The 16,994-nt window shown below is 71.6% G+C and carries 20 protein-coding genes and 1 pseudogene; 17 read left to right on the top strand and 4 right to left on the bottom strand.

Annotation, left to right across the window (positions count from 1 at the left end; all coding sequences use genetic code 11):
• The first annotated feature begins 53 nt into the window (after positions 1-53).
• From BM066_RS16805 to BM066_RS16815, 3 genes are all read left to right on the top strand, one after another.
• Positions 54-737: a Fe2+-dependent dioxygenase gene (locus tag BM066_RS16805; protein ID WP_018113096.1), complete on the top strand. Its 684-nt coding sequence runs from the start codon at positions 54-56 to the stop codon at positions 735-737.
• Positions 738-823: 86 nt separating this feature from the next.
• Positions 824-3,526, top strand: a complete 2,703-nt coding sequence (locus BM066_RS16810; RefSeq protein ID WP_029589438.1) for a PAS domain S-box protein — start codon at positions 824-826, stop codon at positions 3,524-3,526.
• 268 nt (positions 3,527-3,794) lie between these two features.
• A complete protein-coding gene (locus tag BM066_RS16815) occupies positions 3,795-5,453 on the top strand; it encodes an MFS transporter (RefSeq protein ID WP_089929606.1) in 1,659 nt (552 codons plus the stop codon).
• Positions 5,454-5,464: 11 nt separating this feature from the next.
• Here BM066_RS16815 and BM066_RS16820 read toward each other — a convergent pair whose 3' ends face one another.
• A complete protein-coding gene (locus BM066_RS16820) occupies positions 5,465-6,361 on the bottom strand; it encodes an NAD(P)-dependent oxidoreductase (RefSeq protein ID WP_089929607.1) in 897 nt (298 codons plus the stop codon).
• 151 nt (positions 6,362-6,512) lie between these two features.
• Here BM066_RS16820 and BM066_RS16825 point away from each other — a divergent pair, with 151 nt between their 5' ends.
• From BM066_RS16825 to BM066_RS16855, 8 genes and pseudogenes are all read left to right on the top strand, one after another.
• On the top strand, positions 6,513-7,079 hold the full coding sequence (locus tag BM066_RS16825; RefSeq protein WP_089929608.1) for a (2Fe-2S)-binding protein: 567 nt from the start codon (positions 6,513-6,515) through the stop codon (positions 7,077-7,079).
• On the top strand, positions 7,076-9,271 hold the full coding sequence (locus tag BM066_RS16830; protein WP_089929610.1) for a xanthine dehydrogenase family protein molybdopterin-binding subunit: 2,196 nt from the start codon (positions 7,076-7,078) through the stop codon (positions 9,269-9,271). Before BM066_RS16825 ends, BM066_RS16830 begins: the two co-directional genes overlap by 4 nt.
• A gap of 134 nt (positions 9,272-9,405) precedes the next feature.
• A pseudogene (locus BM066_RS27370) lies at positions 9,406-9,585 on the top strand (helix-turn-helix transcriptional regulator); the annotation flags it as partial.
• Between the two features lie 124 nt (positions 9,586-9,709).
• Entirely contained in the window at positions 9,710-9,970 is a 261-nt protein-coding gene (locus BM066_RS16840) for a hypothetical protein (protein ID WP_018112893.1), read from the top strand.
• Between the two features lie 5 nt (positions 9,971-9,975).
• Entirely contained in the window at positions 9,976-10,113 is a 138-nt protein-coding gene (locus tag BM066_RS26520; protein WP_165916653.1) for a hypothetical protein, read from the top strand.
• A gap of 75 nt (positions 10,114-10,188) precedes the next feature.
• Positions 10,189-10,536, top strand: coding sequence for a hypothetical protein (locus tag BM066_RS16845; protein ID WP_089929612.1), 348 nt, complete (start codon positions 10,189-10,191; stop codon positions 10,534-10,536).
• A gap of 58 nt (positions 10,537-10,594) precedes the next feature.
• Positions 10,595-10,819: a hypothetical protein gene (locus BM066_RS16850; RefSeq protein WP_089929613.1), complete on the top strand. Its 225-nt coding sequence runs from the start codon at positions 10,595-10,597 to the stop codon at positions 10,817-10,819.
• A 74-nt stretch (positions 10,820-10,893) separates the two neighbouring features.
• Positions 10,894-11,310 (top strand): hypothetical protein, encoded by a 417-nt coding sequence (locus tag BM066_RS16855; protein ID WP_089929632.1) that lies wholly within the window; start codon positions 10,894-10,896, stop codon positions 11,308-11,310.
• A 19-nt stretch (positions 11,311-11,329) separates the two neighbouring features.
• On the opposite strand, the gene BM066_RS16860 is transcribed toward BM066_RS16855, so the two are convergent.
• Complete coding sequence (locus tag BM066_RS16860) at positions 11,330-11,935, bottom strand: nucleotidyltransferase family protein (protein WP_089929615.1); 606 nt, start codon at positions 11,933-11,935, stop codon at positions 11,330-11,332.
• Between the two features lie 29 nt (positions 11,936-11,964).
• Between BM066_RS16860 and moaA the strand changes: the two genes are divergently transcribed.
• Genes moaA through moaC form a run of 5 tightly spaced genes read left to right on the top strand, consistent with a single transcriptional unit; the run spans position 11,965 to position 14,733 of the window.
• Entirely contained in the window at positions 11,965-13,011 is a 1,047-nt protein-coding gene (gene moaA, locus BM066_RS16865) for a GTP 3',8-cyclase MoaA (protein ID WP_089929617.1), read from the top strand.
• A 2-nt stretch (positions 13,012-13,013) separates the two neighbouring features.
• Positions 13,014-13,253 (top strand): MoaD/ThiS family protein, encoded by a 240-nt coding sequence (locus BM066_RS16870; RefSeq protein WP_089929619.1) that lies wholly within the window; start codon positions 13,014-13,016, stop codon positions 13,251-13,253.
• Complete coding sequence (locus BM066_RS16875) at positions 13,250-13,705, top strand: molybdenum cofactor biosynthesis protein MoaE (RefSeq protein WP_089929620.1); 456 nt, start codon at positions 13,250-13,252, stop codon at positions 13,703-13,705. Before BM066_RS16870 ends, BM066_RS16875 begins: the two co-directional genes overlap by 4 nt.
• 9 nt (positions 13,706-13,714) lie before the next feature.
• Entirely contained in the window at positions 13,715-14,266 is a 552-nt protein-coding gene (gene moaB, locus BM066_RS16880; RefSeq protein ID WP_089929621.1) for a molybdenum cofactor biosynthesis protein B, read from the top strand.
• The gene (gene moaC, locus BM066_RS16885) at positions 14,263-14,733 is read left to right on the top strand and encodes a cyclic pyranopterin monophosphate synthase MoaC (RefSeq protein ID WP_089929622.1); all 471 of its coding nucleotides are present in this window, start codon (positions 14,263-14,265) and stop codon (positions 14,731-14,733) included. Before moaB ends, moaC begins: the two co-directional genes overlap by 4 nt.
• 3 nt (positions 14,734-14,736) lie before the next feature.
• Here the strand turns inward: moaC and BM066_RS16890 are convergent, their stop codons facing one another.
• Both BM066_RS16890 and BM066_RS16895 read right to left on the bottom strand, forming a co-directional pair.
• Positions 14,737-14,994 (bottom strand): hypothetical protein, encoded by a 258-nt coding sequence (locus BM066_RS16890; protein ID WP_089929623.1) that lies wholly within the window; start codon positions 14,992-14,994, stop codon positions 14,737-14,739.
• On the bottom strand, positions 14,994-15,911 hold the full coding sequence (locus BM066_RS16895; RefSeq protein WP_369823250.1) for an XdhC family protein: 918 nt from the start codon (positions 15,909-15,911) through the stop codon (positions 14,994-14,996). The genes BM066_RS16890 and BM066_RS16895 overlap by 1 nt, the downstream gene beginning before the upstream one ends.
• A gap of 191 nt (positions 15,912-16,102) precedes the next feature.
• Here BM066_RS16895 and BM066_RS16900 point away from each other — a divergent pair, with 191 nt between their 5' ends.
• Positions 16,103-16,978 carry a bifunctional regulator KidO gene (locus tag BM066_RS16900; RefSeq protein WP_089929625.1) on the top strand — a complete coding sequence of 292 codons (876 nt, stop codon included), beginning with the start codon at positions 16,103-16,105 and terminating at the stop codon, positions 16,976-16,978.
• The last annotated feature ends 16 nt before the right edge of the window (positions 16,979-16,994 follow it).

The raw sequence follows: 16,994 nt of genomic DNA on the forward strand, positions 1-16,994 counted from the left end.
GCCCGGGAGCGGCCCCTCCCGGGCGAGGGCATCTTTCTGCTAGGAGTGGGGCCATGATGATCCAGATCCCCGACGTCCTGACGCCCGACGAGGTGGCCCACTGCCGGGCCGTGCTCGACGCGGCCGACTGGATCGACGGCAACGCCACCTCGGGCTTCCAGGCGGCCATGGCCAAGAACAACCAGCAGCTGCCGCAGGACGGGACGGCGGCCCGCGAGATCGGGGCCATCGTCGTCCAGGCCCTGCAGGCCAATCGGCTGTTCGTCTCGGCCGCCCTGCCGCGCGCCATCCTGCCGCCGCTGTTCAACCGCTACGGCGTCGGCATGGGCTTCGCCGACCATGTCGACAACGCCATCCGCCGCGACCCCTCGACCGGCCAGCCGCTGCGCGCCGACCTGTCGATCACCGTCTTCCTGAGCGACCCCGACGACTATGACGGCGGCGAGCTGGTGGTCGAGGACAGCTACGGCAGCCACCTGGTCAAGCTGGCGGCGGGGGCGGCGATCCTCTATCCGGCCTCCAGCCTGCACCATGTGACCGAGGTGACGCGCGGCGTGCGCACGGCCAGCTTCTTCTGGATCCAGAGCCTGGTGCGCGATGACGCCCGGCGCGCCCTGTTGCTGGACATGGACGTGGCGATCCAGCGCCTGTCCGGCGCGGTGGGGATCGCGGACCCCTCGGTGCTGTCGCTGACCGGGACCTATCACAATCTTTTGCGAATGTGGGCCGAGGTCTGACACGCGCCCGGCGAACAATGATCGCCGACGCCAACCATAAGTTTACCCTTCAACTCCACCATCCGAGCTCCGTCCCTGGAGCCGCGATGCCTTCGCCCCCCAAGTCCGCACGGTTGAGCGACGCCGAGAGCGCGCGGTGGTTCTTCGACCACGCGCATGACCTGTTCGCCGTGGTGGCGCGCGGGCGGTTCGCGACGGTCAATCCGGCCTGGACGCGGGTGACCGGCTGGACCCGGCAGGAGCTGATCGGCCAGCCGGCGCTGCGCTTCGTGCACCCGGAGTCGCGCCAGGACTTCATCGAGACCGCCTCGCTGATCCGCGCCTCCGGCGAGGCCTTCAACCGCCTGAAGGTGACCTGCAAGACCGGCGGCTGGGTGTGGCTGGAAGGCCAGTCGCGCCTGGGCCCGAACGGCGAGATGGTCGGCGCCCTGCGCGACGTCACCGCCGACATGGCCCGCCGCGCCGAGATCGCCGCCGCCCACCAGACCCGCGAGCTGCTGGCCTCCTCGGCCGGCGTCGGCATGTGGAGCTACGAGCCGCACGACCGCTACATCGAGTGGTCGCGCGACCTGCTGGAGGCCACGGGCCTGGGGCCGGAGACCATCGCCCGCCCCGAACAGTTCTACGACCGGCTGGACCCGGAGGATCGCGAGATCCTGGTGGAGGCCTTCGAGCGCGCCGTGCGCACGGGCGTGGGCGGCACGATCGAGCACCGCCTGCGCGGGGCCGGCGGCCAGTGGTTCACCTACCGCGCCACCTTCCGCACCGAGCCGCGCGCCGACGGCCTGTTCGCCCTGAAGGGGATCTCGCAGAACGTCACCGAGGTGGCCCGCACCCGCGACGCGGCCGTCTGGGGCGAGCGTCAGGCCCGCCGGCTGGTCGAGGAAGCCCCGTTCGCCGTCGCCCTCTATGACCGCGACCTGCGCCTGCGGGTGGTCAGCCCGCGCTTCCTGGAGATCTTCCAGGCCACGGAGGAGCGGGTGATCGGCCGCAGCCTGCACGAGCTGACCTCGGGCTCGCGCAAGCGTTTCGTCCGGGCCGTCGAGCGCGCCCTGACCGGCCAGACGGTGGTGCGGCGCGAAGACCAGCTGCACGACGGCCTGGGCCGCAGCCACACCCTGCGCTGGGAGGCCCGCCCCTGGCGCGACGCCGACGGAGCCATCGCCGGGGTCATCACCTACATGGACGACGTCACGGCCCTGTCGGAGGCCCGGCGCGAGGCCCGGGCCAACGCCCGGCGGCTGCGCGTGGCCCTGGGCGCGGCCCAGGCGGGGGTCTACGAGATCGACCACGCGGGCAAGGCGTTCTGGGGTTCGCCTGAGTTCCACCGCATCCTGGGCCGCCGGGTCACCTATGACGACGTGCGCAGCGCCGTCTGGCCGATGATCCACCCCGACGACGTGGCCGCGGTCTACGACGCCGCCGAGGCCCGGCGACGGCGCGACGACGACGGCCAGTCCGGCGCCAGGGAGCGCTCGTTCGACGTACGGGTGACGACGCCCGAGGGCGACGCGCGGTGGATCCGCATCTTTCACGAGGTGCGCGCCGACGCCGGCGGGCGCATCCGCAAGGCGTTCGGCCTGATCCTGGACATCGACGAGAAGAAACGCGCCGAGCTGGCCCTGGTCGAGGCCGAGCGCGCCGCCCAGGCCGCCAATGACGCCAAGGCCCAGTTCCTGGCCAATATGAGCCACGAGATCCGCACGCCGATGAACGGGGTGCTGGGGGTCATGCACCTGCTCAAGCGCGAGAAGCTGCCGGGCGAGGCCGACCACCTGCTGGGCGAGGCCCTGGCCTGCGGCCGCATGCTGTCGACCCTACTGGACGACGTGATCGACTTTTCGCGGATCGAGGCCGGGCGGCTGGACGTCACCCAGGAGGCGGTCGACCCCAGCGAGCTGGCCGCGAGCGTGGCGCGGCTGCTGCGGGCCCAGGCCGAACACAAGGGGCTGGAACTGCGGGTCGACGCGCCCGACGTCGGCCTGATCCTCACCGACCCCAGCCGGCTGCGCCAGGCGCTGTTCAACCTGGTGGGCAACGCCGTGAAGTTCACCCTGGCCGGCTCGGTGACCCTGAAGGTGCGCCGCCTGGAGGGGGACGATCCGCGCGTGGCCCCCAAGGTCGCCTTCGAGGTGATCGACACCGGCGTCGGCATCGCCGCCGAGGCCCAGGCCCGACTGTTCGAGCGCTTCCAGCAGGCCGACGCCAGCACCACCCGCCGGTTCGGCGGCTCCGGCCTGGGCCTGGCCATCACCCGGCGGCTGGCCCAGATGATGGGCGGCGAGGTCGTGTTCACCTCCCGCGAGGGCGTCGGCTCGACCTTCCTGCTGACCATCGCCGCCCCGCCGGCCCAGGCCCGGGCGGCCGAGGCCGAGATGCCCGACGGCCTGCTGCAGGGGCTGAAGATCCTGGTGGTCGAGGACAACGCCACCAACCGCCTGGTCGCCCGCCGCATCCTCGAACAGCTGGGCGCCAGCGTCGAGACGGCCGAGGACGGGCTGGACGGGGTGACGACGGCGGCGCGGGGCTTCGACCTGATCCTGATGGACGTGCAGATGCCCGGCATCGACGGCCTGGAGGCCGCCCGCCGCATCCGGGGCCTGCCCGGCCCCGCCGCCGACACCCCGATCATCGCCCTGACCGCCAACGTTCTGTCGCACCAGCGGGCCGCCTATCTGGCGGCCGGCATGAACGGCGTCGCCGCCAAGCCCATCGCCCCCGCCGCCCTGATCGGCGAGATCGTCCGCCTGGCGGGCGGCGAGGCGGAGGGCGCGGTGGCGGTGGCCTAGGATGCTGGACCCTTCCCCACTGGAGAGGGCTACAAACACATTGTCATCCCGGACGAGCGCGCAGCGCGAAGATCCGGGACCGACGCGTGAACGCGAGCGCTTGCGGCGGTCGCGGATCGGCGCCCGGCTTTCGCCGGGCTTGTCCGGGATGACAGCTTTTGTGACCGATCCATATGCGGCGCCTCCCTCCGCTGTGGGAGGATCCGCCTTCCCACCTCGCCCGAAACCACGCTAAGCATTCCCCCAACGACACCGGGGGAAACCACGCATGACGGCCCAGGCCAAGGGTGAGGACCGCGCCTCGATGCGCACGGTGGTGGCGGCCTCGTCCGCGGGCACCGCCTTCGAGTGGTACGACTTCTTCATCTTCGGCAGCCTGGCCCAGGTGATCTCCAAGACCTTCTTCACGGGCCTGTCCGAGACGGCGGGCTACGTGGCCGCCCTGGCGCTGTTCGGGGTCGGCTTCGCGTTCCGGCCGCTGGGGGCGCTGGTGTTCGGCAAGATCGGCGACCAGGCCGGCCGCAAGGGCGCGTTCCTGGCCACCGTGCTGCTGATGGGCGGCGCGACCTTCGCCATCGCCCTGCTGCCGACCTACCAGCAGGCCGGGATCGTCTCGCCGATCCTGCTGATCCTGATGCGCTGCGTGCAGGGCTTCGCCCTGGGCGGCGAATATGGCGGGGCGGCGATCTATGTGGCCGAGCATTCGCCGCCTAATCAGCGCGGCTGGTCGACCTCGTGGGTGCAGACCTCGGCGGCGTTCGGCCTGTTCGGCGCACTGCTGGTGATCCTGGCCACGCGCTGGGCCCTGGGCCACAACGCCGCCCCGGGGGCCTTCGACGCCTGGGGCTGGCGCATCCCGTTCGCCGTCTCGATCGGCCTGCTGGGCGTGTCGGTCTGGATGCGCCTGAAGCTGACCGAGAGCCCGGCCTTCGCGCGGATGGAGGCCGAGGGCGCGGCCTCCAAGGCTCCCTACGCCGAGGCCTTCGGCCAGTGGAAGAACCTGAAACTGGTGCTGCTGGCCTTCTTCGCCATGATGTCGGCCCAGGGGGCGGTCTGGTACACCAGCTTCTTCTACGTCCAGACCTTCATGGAGAAGTTCCTCAAGGTCGCGCCGGGCACGATCAACGGCCTGATGATGGCCGCCACCGCGGTCAGCGCCGTATTCTACGTGGTGTTCGGCTGGCTGTCGGACAGGGTCGGCCGCAAGCCGGTGATGCTGGGCGGCATGACCCTGGCGCTGCTGTTCTACTTCCCCGGCTTCCACCTGCTGGAGCGCGCCGCCAACCCGGCCCTGGCCGAGGCCACGGCCCGCGCCCCGGTCAGCGTCACCGCCGATCCCAAGGACTGCGCCCTGCAGTTCGATCCCGTCGGCAAGGCCGCCTTCGTCTCGTCCTGCGACATCGCCAAGAGCGCCCTGGCCAACGCCGGGATCTCCTACGCCAACCACGCCGGCCCGGCCGGCTCGCCGGCGGTGGTCCAGGTCGGCGACGCGCGGATCGTGTCGAGAAGCGCCAAGGGCCTGCCGGCGAAGGAGGCCAAGGCGGTCAAGACCGGCGGCGAGGCCGCCATCAAGACCGCCCTGGCCAAGGCCGGTTATCCGACCAAGGCCGACCCGGCGCGGATGAACTGGTGGGGCATGTTCGGCGTGCTGATGGTCTTCGTGATCGCCGCCACCGCCCTGTTCGGGCCGCTGGCCGCCTGCCTGGTCGAGCTGTTCCCGACGCGGGTGCGCTACACCGCCCTGTCGCTGCCCTATCACATCGGCACCGGCTGGATCGGCGGCTTCGTGCCGTTCAGCGCCTTCGCCATCGTCGCCGCGGTGGGGAACATCTATGCCGGGCTGTGGTACCCGGTGTTCTTCACCCTGATCAGCGTGCTGACGACCCTGTTCCTGCTGCCCGAGACCAAGGACCGCAGCCTGGATTGAGACCGCGCCGGCTAGCCGGCCGGCGCGGCCATCAGCACCTCGACCGCCACCGATGCGGCCGCCAGGGCCTGGACGATCGCCGGATCGACCGGGGCCACGATCAGCCGGACGATCTGCTTGCCCTCCTTGGCCAAGGTCACCAGGGTTTCGGCGGCGACCTGCGCCGGGTCCAGCCGGTGGACGTCGCGGCGGGCCATGGTCACGATCTCGGGGTCGGCGCCCTCGTCGGCGATCAGCACGTCGGCCGCGCCCAGCGCCCGCAGCGCGCGCAGCGTCAGCAGGTCCGACGGTCCCTTGCCGGCGATGAACCGCACCTTGCCCTCGCGGCCCACGCCCCGGGCCAGGGCCTGGCGGAACAGCTGGCCGGCCTTCTCCATGTCGCCGGCCATGGCGGCCTGGGCGGCCTCGCCGGCCACCGCGTCGCGCAGGAAGGCCCGGCGCTCGTGCAGGGCGGGCAGGGCGCCGCGCACCTCGTCCTGGAACTTGCGCAGCAGGGCCGCCACCCGGCCCGAGCCCTCGGGCACCTGGGCCTCGATGTCGTTGCGCAGCTTGGTGGCCAGGGTCGGCGAGCCGCCGCCGGTGCCGACCGCCGCCACCACCTCGCCGCGGTCGATCACCGCCGGGGTGTTGAAGTCGCTCATGGCCGGCTTGTCGACGACATTGACCAGCACCCGCGCCGCGCGCGCCGCGCTGGCCGCGGCCTGCAGGAACACCTCGTCGTCGCCGGCCACGAAGGCCAGCACCGCCCCGGCGTAGGTCCCCGGCAGGAAGGCGGCGTGGCCGTCCACCCGCACCAGCGTCGCCGGCGAGCCGTCGAACAGCCGCGCCTTGTTGTCGGCGGCCTCGCCGCTGCCGGCGATCACGACCTTGCGGCCGGCCAGGGGAAAATAGGCGGGGAAGGAATCCAAGGGCGCGGGTCCTGAAGGCGAAACAAGCGAACGTGCCGGTCAGGCTAGCCTGCCTGAACCAAGATTTCACTGGCGGGTTTGGGTCTAAGCAGTGTTAGATTCGACCAAGCCGGGCCGTCGCGCTCCACTTTTCGCTTGGGAGGCGAAAGCCATGACGTCGATGTTGGACATCAACGGCAAGACCGTCGCGGTGAAGGCCGCCCCGGAGACGCCGCTGCTTTGGGTGCTGCGCGACGAGCTGGGCCTGACCGGCACGAAGTTCGGCTGCGGCATGGCCCAGTGCGGGGCCTGCACCGTCCACGTCAACGGCGACCCGGTGCGCGCGTGCGTGACGCCGATCGCCGCCCTGTCCGGCGCCAAGATCGCCACCATCGAGAGCCTGGGCGGAGCCCACCCGCTGCAGCAGGCCTGGGTCAAGCACGACGTCCCGCAATGCGGCTACTGCCAGTCGGGCCAGATCATGTCGGCCGCCGCCCTGCTGGCCCAGACCAAGGCGCCCAGCGACGAGGACATCGACAACGCCATGAGCGGCAACATCTGTCGCTGCGGCACCTACCAGCGCATCCGCGCCGCCATCAAGGACGCCGCCGGCCTGACGGCCGCCACGGCGGTCGCCGCGCCCGCCGCCCAGGGGCCGGGCAAGTCCGTCGCCGCCAACGACATCGACGACGACATCGCCGCGGCCTCGGGCTCGACCAGCCGGGGAGTGGGCCAATGAACGGGCCTTTCGAGACGCTTCGCCGCCCGGACGGCGTCAGCCGCCGCGACCTGGTGGTCGGCGCGACCCTGGTCGGCGGCGCCCTGCTGGTCGGCTGCTCGCCGGCCGACCTGATGAGCGCGGGCTCCAAGGTCGAGCCCGGCGCGTTCGGGCCGTTCATCCAGTTCGACCCGGACGGTGCGGTGACGGTGCTGTCCAAGCACATCGAGTTCGGCCAGGGCAACCACGCGGGCCTGGCGGCCATCGTCGCCGAGGAGCTGGACGCCGACTGGAGCCGGGTCAGGGTCGTCCATGCGCCCGCCAACGCCAAGCTCTATGGCAACAGCACGGCCGGCATCCAACTGACCGGCGGCTCGTCGGCGATCTCCAATTCCTGGGAGCAGCTGCGCAAGGCCGGGGCGGCGGCGCGGGCGATGTTCGTGCAGGCGGCGGCGACGCGCTGGAACGTCCCGGTCGGCCAGGTCACCGTCAAGGACGGGGTGGTCGCCCACGCCAGCGGCAAGAGCGCGGGGTTCGGCGAGCTGATCGCCGACGCCGCCAAGGTGACGCCGCCCGAGGCCCCGACCCTGAAGGATCCCAAGACCTTCACCCTGATCGGCTCCGACCGGGTGCGCCGCAAGGACAGCCTGATCAAGAGCACCGGCGCGGCCCGCTACACCCAGGACGTCCAGTTGCCGAACATGCTGGTGGCGATGGTCGCCCACCCGCCGCGCTTCGGCGCCAGCGTGAAGAGCTTCGACGCCGACGACGCCAGGAAAGTGGCCGGCGTGGTCGACGTTTACGAGATCCCGACCGGCGTGGCGGTGGTCGCCGACACCACCTACGCCGCCCGCATGGGCCGCGAGGCCCTCAAGGTCGAGTGGGACGAGGGCAAGGTCGAGACCCGGAGCTCGGCGACGATCGCCCAGCAGTGGCGCGACATCGCCGCCGGCAAGGGACCTTCCGACCTGAAGTGGGAGGCCTTCGATTCCAAGGGCGACGCGGCGGCGGCTTCGGCCGGCAAGGGGGCGTCGGTGTTCGAGACCACCTACGACTTCCCCTATCTGGCCCATGCGACGATGGAGCCGATGAACTGCGTGGCGATCGTCGACGGCAGCAAGGTCAAGCTGATCCACGGCTCCCAGGCCCAGACCCTGGACCAGATGAACGCGGCCAAGATCGTCAAGACCCTGCCCGGCTCGGTCGAGATCGAGACCCTGTTCGCCGGCGGTTCGTTCGGCCGGCGGGCCAATTTCCCGTCCGACTACGTGGCCGAATGCGTGGCCATCGCCCACAAGGTCGGCGGCGGCCGGCCCGTGAAGCTGGTCTGGACCCGCGAGGACGACATGCGGGCCGGCTTCTTCCGGCCGCTGGTCCATCACGCCGTGCGGGTGACGCTGGACAAGGACGGCTATCCGGCGACCTGGCGCCACCGGATCGTCACCCAGTCGATCATGAAGGGCGCGCCGATGCCCTCGAAGGGGCCCGATCAGACCGCGATCGAGGGGACGGCCGGTTCGCCCTATCTGAAGGCCACGCCGGTGGTCGACGCCCAGCTGGCCCTGCCCGAGGGCGGCGTGCCGGTCCTGTGGTGGCGGTCGGTGGGCGCGACCCACACCGCCTTCGTCATGGAGCACACCATCGACCAGCTGGCGCTCAAGGCCGGCAAGGATCCGGTCGACTACCGCCGGGCGCTGTACGCCAAGATCGGTCCCGAGGGCGAGCGGCATCTCGCGGTCCTGAACCTGGCGGTCGAGAAGGCCGGCCCGGCCCCGGCCGCCGGTTTCACGCGCGGCGTGGCCGTGCACGAGAGCTTCGGCTCGGTCGTCGCCCAGGTGGCCGAGGTCAAGCTGGTCGACGGCCATCCGCGGGTCGGCCGGGTGGTCACGGCCATCGACTGCGGCGTGGCGGTCTCGCCCGACCAGGTCGCCGCCCAGATGGAGGGCGGAACCTGCTACGGCCTGTCGGCGGCGCTGTACGGCGAGATCACCCTGACGGACGGCAAGGTCGACCAGAGTAATTTCGACACCTACCGCGTACTGCGGATGAACGAGGCGCCGACGGTCGAGACCCACATCCTGCCCTCGGGCAATCCGCCCAGCGGCGTGGGCGAGCCGGGCACGCCGGTCATCGCCCCGGCGGTGGCCAACGCGCTGCTGGCCCTGTCGAAGACGCCCACCACCCGCCTGCCGTTCGTCCGCGCCGAGGCCTGAACGTCGGGCGATCGCCAAATAGCGGCCGCCCGGCTTAGCGAAATTCGATGCGGTTTTGACGTAACGCGCCCTCTGGCGACGTCATCGGTCAAGTCTTGCTGGACGTAAGGCGAGCCACGAACCATTTTAGCGGCATGGTGGACTCCGGCGACAACCTGGGCTTCGAGCGGCTGACTCCTCGCGAGCGGGAGATTCTGCGGCTGATCGCTCAGTATCGACAGTCCAAGGAAATCGCCCGTCTGTTGAGGCTGTCGCCCAAGACGGTCGAGATGCACGTGCTCAGCGCGCGCCGCCGGCTGGCCGGTTTGAACCGCCGCGACGCCGCCCTGGCGTTCATCGCCTGGGAAACCGACCCCGGTAATGACTACCGTAAGCAATCGGCTGAGCTAGCCACGGCCCAGTTAGAGGTCTCTTCTCGTTTCAACAGCGAGAGCAGCCATGACGAAACCTTCCACGAACAGTCCGAACCCGACCTCGGCCTTCTTCATCGCGAGCTGGCAGTCCCTGGAAGAGGGTCTGACCTTGATGGCGGGGACGCCCGAGCGCGGCCGGCTGGTGGCGGAGACGGTCTCGGCCCTGCGCAAGGCGCAGGCGGCGGGCGATCCTCCGGGCAAGCTGCTGCTGAGGGTCCTGGCCGCGACGGCCTTCCTGGCGGACGACACGCCGCTGCGTATGGAAGGAGCTGGCGCGATGACCTGACTCCTTTGCAGTGGCTGGGCCTGATCCTCGCGGTCGCCACCCTGGGCGGAATCCTGCTCGGGACGGTCACGATGGGCGCCCACGAATTCCTCTACGCCCTCCAGCGGTTCCGCGAGGGCTGGAGCCCGCCCCCGGCGCCCTGAGCGCCGATCTTCCAGGAACATCTTCACAGACTTGAACGTGCGGGGGGGTACCCGTGCGACCGGGAGAGTCATGCCATGAAACGCACTGAAGCCGCCCGAGCCGGCGCTGAGAAGCTGATGCGCGCCGAGGCCGCGATCGATGCCGCCCTGCGCGAAACCGCTGAACTGATGGGCCTGCTGCCCGCGCTGCGGCTGGAGACCAAGCTGTCGGCCGTGCTCGGCCAGGAAGCCGTCGCCAACCTCGGCGAGACCCTGGCCCACATCGTCTCCGCGCGCCGGACGATCATCGAGACCCACAGCGCCCTGGCCACTGTACGCACCCAGATCGGCTGCGGCGCCCTGGCTGGCGGCGACATGGACAAGCCGGGCGATCCGCCCCGCACCGGCGGCCTGCACGCGGTTCCCGGCGGCCTCGCCGCCTAGTCTCGGACCGCCACCCGTCCACGGCGCAAGCCGTCCTTCGACTCATGAGAGGTGTGCAATGAGCACCGCCCAGATCGTCCAGCTGCAGCAGGACGCCACGCTCGATGAACTGAACGAATTCCGCCGGCACCTGCGGACCCTCGGCCCCGTGCAGCGCCGCATCCTGTCCGTGTTGATGCCCCAGCTGGTCGCGCTCGACCAGGCCGGCGACTCCGACGGCGCGCTGAGCATCATCGAGGAAGTGAAGACGATCCTGTGGGAAGGTCGCCGCACGCGGCATTGACCGACCTCAGGTTGCTTCTCCGACCTTCGCCCCTGAGGCATGGTGGCGCCTGATTGCAATCAGGCGTCATCGTCGTGCAGATTCACACACTCGTCTCCTTGATCTTGGCCGTCCTGGTCTGCGGATTGGCGATGTGGCGCGGCGATCGCAGCGCCCGCTGGGTCGGCGCGGCCTTCCTCGCCGACTGGCTGGGCTCCCTGCTGGTCTATCGGCGAGACCCCTACAACGCCGACTACGGCATCCTGGCGATCGACGTCGTGACCCTGGTGGTCTTCGTCTGGATCTCGATGCGGACCCGGCGGATCTGGACGATCGTCGCCTCGGCCTTCATGGCGATCATCGTCGCCTCGCACGTGGCGGTGATGATCGACCTTCGGGTGACGCTGGGCACCCTGTTCATCGGCATGGCGATGTGGAGCTACGGCGTTCTGGCCTGCATCGCCTTCGGCACCTGGGCCGCCTGGCGCGAACAGGGCCACGCGCGGTCCTGACCGCCGCATATCCCGGCCGTCAGGCGAGGTCCTCGGGCCGGTCGACGTCGAACAGGACGCCAGCGTCGGCGCTGTCGACCAGCGCCAGGCGATCGCCCATCGCGGCCAGCACCTCGCGCGCGCCGACGTCGCCATGCAAGGCGCCGAGGGCGGGAAAGCAGGCGCGGCCGAACAGCACCGGGTGTCCGCGCCGCCCCGCCCAGCGCGGCGCGACGGCGTCGACGCCCGGGACCAGGGCGTAAGCCAGGTCGCGGGCCAGGCCGGGCGGAACGCGCGGCATGTCGGCCAGGAACACGAACGCGCCGTCCGAGCCGGGCGGCAGGACCTGGATCCCCGCCCGCAGCGAGGCCCCCATGCCCTCGGCGGCGTCGGCCGCCACGACGATATCGAGATCGGCTTCCCGACCCAGCCCCCGGGCGTGGCCGCGGGCGAACGTGGCCAGGTCCGGATCGCCGTCGGTGACCAGCAGCACCCGCCGGACCGGGGCCGCGAAGGCCGCGTCCAGGGCGCCGGCCGCCAGCGGACGGCCCTCGAACGGCGCCAGCAGTTTCCGCCCGCCGAACCGGCGTCCGGCCCCCGCCGCCAGGATCACGGCGTCGCACCGCGCGCTTTTGCTTTCCGCCATGCCGTCCCGCGCCTATCTTATGCGTAGACATGACGCCCTATGACGCCAGCCCCGCGCAAGCGGTAACCCGTTCCCCGCGCCCGCCGAGCCGCCTGGTCGACGGCTTCGGCCGCGCGGTGACCTATCTGCGCGTCTCGGTCACCGACCGCTGCGACCTGCGCTGCACCTACTGCATGGCCGAGCACATGACCTTCCTGCCCAAGGCCGAGGTCCTGTCGCTGGAGGAGCTGGACCGGCTGGCCTCGACCTTCGTCGGTCTGGGCGTGCGCAAGCTGCGGCTGACCGGCGGCGAGCCCCTGGTCCGCAAGGGGATCATGACCCTGGTCGAGGGCCTGTCGCGGCACCTGCGGTCCGGCGCCCTGGACGAACTGACCCTCACCACCAACGGCACCCAGCTGGCGGGCCATGCCGCCGACCTGGCCCGGCTGGGCGTGCGGCGGATCAATGTCTCGCTCGACACGCTCAAGCCCGACCTGTTCCGCAAGCTGACCCGGGGCGGAGACCTGGCCAAGGTGCTGGCCGGGATCGACGCGGCCCTGGCCGCCGGGCTGCAGGTCAAGATCAACGCCGTGGCCCTCAGGCACGACAACGCCGAGGAGCTGCCGGCCCTGATCCAGTGGGCCCACGGCCAGGGCGCCGACGTGACCCTGATCGAGACCATGCCGCTGGGCGAGATCGACGAGGACCGCACCGACCAGTACCTGTCGCTGAAGGACGTCCGCCGCGACCTCTCGTCGTTCTGGACCCTGACGGACCTGACCTACGCCACCGGCGGTCCGGCCCGCTATGTGCGGGTCGAGGAGACAGGCGGGCGGCTGGGCCTGATCACGCCCCTGAGCCACAATTTCTGCGAGGCTTGCAACCGGGTGCGCCTGACCTGCACCGGCACCCTGCACACCTGCCTGGGCCGCGACGACGCCAGCGACCTGCGGGCGGTGATCCGCGGCGGGGCCGACGAGGCGGGGCTGGAGCGGGCGATCTTCGCGGCGATCGGCGCCAAGCCCCAGGGCCACGACTTCCAGATCGACGGCGCACGGCCGGCCGTGGCTCGCCACATGTCGACGACGGGGGGCTGACCGTGGCGCGGGTGCTGCTGTTCGGACGGCTGGCCGACCAGGCCGGCTGGCGCGACCGGACCGTCGAGGCCGCCTCCCTGGCCGCCCTGCGCGACGCCCTGGCCGCCGCCGATCCGGACCTGGCCGAGGCGCTGTCCGGGCCCGGCGTCCAGGTGGCGGTCGACAAGGCGCTGGTGCGCGGCGAGGCCCCCTTGGCGGCCGGGACCGAGGTGGCCTTCCTGCCGCCGATGAGCGGCGGATGACGACCTTCCCGTCCATCAGCCTGACGGCCCACGCCTTCGAGCCGGGGACCTTGCTGACGACCTTCTGCGCCGGCCGCGACGAGACCGGGGCCGTGGCCAGTTTCGTCGGCCTGGCGCGGGCCGAGCGGGGCCGGGCCACGACCCTGGAGCTGGAGGCCTATCCCGGCTTCACCGACGCGGCGATCGCCGAGTTCGCCGAAGAGGCCAAGGCCCGGTTCGCGCTCCAGGACTACCGCATCGTCCACCGCGTCGGCCGCGTCGCGCCGGGCGAGGCGATCGTCTTCGTGGCCACGGCCGCCGCCCATCGCCGCGCCGCGTTCGAGGCCTGCGACTTCCTGATGGACTACCTCAAGAGCCGCGCGCCGTTCTGGAAGAAGGAGCACGGCCCGGACGGCGACCGCTGGATCGAGCCGACGGCGCGCGATAGGACCGACGCCGAGCGTTGGGACTAGGAGAACAAGATGTCGGCAGGCCTCACCCCGGGCGGCGGGATCAAGCCGGAGCTTCCGTTCAAGCCGGTGCGGGTGGCGATCCTGACCGTCTCGGACACCCGCGACGAGTCGACCGACACCTCCGGCCAGCTGCTGGTCGAGCGGGCGAAGGCCGCGGGCCATGACCTGGCGGGCCGGGCGGTGGTCCGCGACGACATCGAGACGATCCGCCGGACCGTGCGCGACTGGGTCGCCAGCGGCCAGGTCGACGCCGTCGTCTCCACCGGCGGCACCGGCCTGACCGGCCGCGACGTCACGGTCGAGGCCCTGGAGCCGCTGTTCGACAAGAAGATCGACGGCTTCTCGGTGGTGTTCCACCTGGTCAGCTACGCCTCGGTGGGCCTGTCGACCCTGCAGAGCCGGGCCACGGCCGGTCTGATCGACGGAGTGTTCGTGTTCTGCCTGCCGGGCAGCAACGGCGCGGTGCGCGACGGCTGGGACAAGGTCATCTCGGCGCAGCTCGACAGCCGCCACAAGCCCTGCAACATGGTCGAACTGATGCCGAGGCTGTTGGAACGGTGACCCGCCTGACCCACATCGACGACCAGGGCCGCGCCCGGATGGTCGACGTCTCGGACAAGGCCGAGACGGTCCGCGAGGCGATCGCCGTCGGCTTCGTGCGGATGCGCCCCTCGACCCGTGAGTTGGCCATCTCCGGGACCGGCCGCAAGGGCGACGTCCGGGCCGTGGCCGAGATCGCCGGGGTGATGGCGGCCAAGAAGACGTCCGACCTGATCCCGCTTTGCCACCCCCTGGCCCTGTCCAAGGTCGAGGTGTCGGTCGAGCCGGCCGAGGGCGGGCTGGCGGTGATGGCCCGTGTCAAGCTGAAGGGCCAGACGGGCGTGGAGATGGAAGCCCTGACCGCCGTCTCGGTGGCCTGCCTGACGATCTACGACATGCTGAAGGCGGCCGAGAAGGGCATGGTCATCGAGGCCGTGCGCCTGGTCGAGAAGACCGGCGGCAAGTCGGGCGACTGGCGGGCGGAGTAGGGGTCAGGCTTCCAGCCAGGCCCGCGCCATCGCCACCAGCCGGTCCGCCCCGTCCGGATCGCTGACGTCGATGCGCTCGAAATCGTCGCCGTCCATCCGGATGTCGGCGAACAGGCCCCTGGGGTCCTCGTGGAAATGCAGGAAGGGCCGGGACTTTCGGTAGAAGGTTCCGCGCGTCTTCTCGACCAGGCCCGGCAGGTCGCGGATCCGCGCGATCAGCGGCTCCAGCCGGTCCAGGGCCTGCGGACCCGCGTGCTTCATCAGGGCCGCCGCGCCAGGGCCGGCTGGCCGTGCCGCGCGGCCATGATCTCGCCGATCACCGCCACGGCCACCTCGAACGGGGCCTTGCCGCCCAGGTCGAGGCCGATCGGCGCGCGCAGCTTCGCAAGGTCGTGTTCGGCGATCCCGGCCGCCCGCAGGCGGTCCAGCCGCGCGCCCAGCCGCCGCCGCGCGCCCAACAGGCCGACATAGGGCGCGGCCGAGGGCAGGGCGGCCAGCAGGGCCTGGTGGTCGACCTCCTCGTCGTGGCCGCAGACCGCCACCGCCGTCCAGGCGTCCAGTCCGATGGTCGCCACGGCGCCGGCGACGTCATCGCGACGATAGGCCACACCGGGCAGGGGCGGCGGCGCGATCGGGCCCTTGGGGCGCACCAGGGTGGTCGAAAAGCCCGACTGGGCGCCCAGGCTGGCCACGGCCAGGGCGGTCGGGTCGCCCCCGAACACCACCAGCCGGGGCGGCGGGTCGAAGCGCCGCGAAAAGGCGCCGGGCCAGGCCGGAACCTCGTCCGACAGCGGGACGCAGAACCGCCGTTCGCCGTCGCTGGTCCAGATCGCCGGGACCCGCGCCCGGGCCAGGGCCAGCAGGTCCCGCGCCGCGGCGTCGTCCGAGGCGAGGCGCTCGACCAGGATCTCGACCCGCGCCCCGCACAGCAGGCGGATGTCGGGCCAGGGGCTGCCCTCGCCATAGACCAGCCGCCGGGGCCGGCCGTCGGCCATGCAGGTCCGGGCGTGCGCTTCGACATCGGCCTCGATGCAACCGCCCGACAGGAAACCGGCGCGGCTCTCCGCCCCGAACACCATCTGGGCGCCGACCGGACGCGGGCCGCCGTCGCCGAGCGAAACGATCGTCGCCAGGCCCGCCGGCCCGCGCGCCAGGGCCTGGGCCAGGGCGGGCCGCATGTCCTCGGCCAGGCCGTGCAGCGGCCAGTCCCCGGCGGTTTCCCCGGCAGTGTCGGGGGCCTGTTCGAGCGGAGGATCGGGAAGCTTCATCGCCGGCGATGTTAACCCCTCGGCAAGTTTCCAGAAACGCCTTCTTCAAACCTTGGGGCGTACGGTTCGTGTCACAGGTGTTCGCATCCTCACGGATTTCCATGTCGCTTTCCGTTTCCAAGCTCGGTCTCGCCGCCGCCCAGTTCGGACTGGACGGCATGAGCGCGTCGCCGCGCGCCCGTTCGCCGGAAACCGAAGCCCGCGACATCCTCGCCATCGCCGCCCGCGCCCGCCTGTCGGTGCTGGACGTGTCGGGCAACTACGGCCGGTCCGAGCAGGTGCTGGGCGACCTGATCCCGCGCCCCGTGCCGTTCCGCGTCACCCTGTCGGCCGCCCGCGCCGACCGCGGCCCGGACTTCGTCGAGGCCGAGGCCCGCGCCTCCCTGCGCCGCCTGGCCTTGGAGCGCGCCGACGCCATCGTCGTCTCCTCGCCCGCCGAGCTGTTCGGCCCGCACGGCGCGGCCGTCTGGGACCGCCTGGCCCGGCTGCGCGACCAGGGGCTGTTCGCCAAGGTCGGCGTCGCCGCCCACGCCAGCGACGATCCGGTGGGCGTGGCCCGCCGCTTCAAGCCCGACATCCTGCAAGCCCCGGCCAGCCTGCTGGATCAGCGCCTGCTGGCCGACGGCTCGCTGCAGCGCATCTCCGGCATGGGGATCGAGGTGCAGCTGCGCTCGATCTTCCTGAACGGCCTGCTGTTCCTGCCGCCCGACCGCGTTCCCGCCCAGCTGAAGGGGGCCTCGGGCCGCCTGTCGAAGGTGCGGCGGATGATCGCCGAGGGCCGGTCCGATCCGCTGCAGGCCGCCCTGGGCTTCGCCCTGTCGCGCGCCGAGGCCAGCGCCGTCCTGGTGGGGGTCACCTCGGCCGCCGAGCTGTCGGCCGTGGTCGCCGCCGCCTCCAGCCCGCCGCCCGATCTCGACTGGGACGACATGGCCATCGACGATCCGGTGGCCCTGGACCCGCGACGTTGGGTCGCCTGACGCTCGGACGAATCTA

It is taken from the genome of Caulobacter sp. UNC279MFTsu5.1, assembly GCF_900114015.1.
Lineage (GTDB): Bacteria > Pseudomonadota > Alphaproteobacteria > Caulobacterales > Caulobacteraceae > Caulobacter.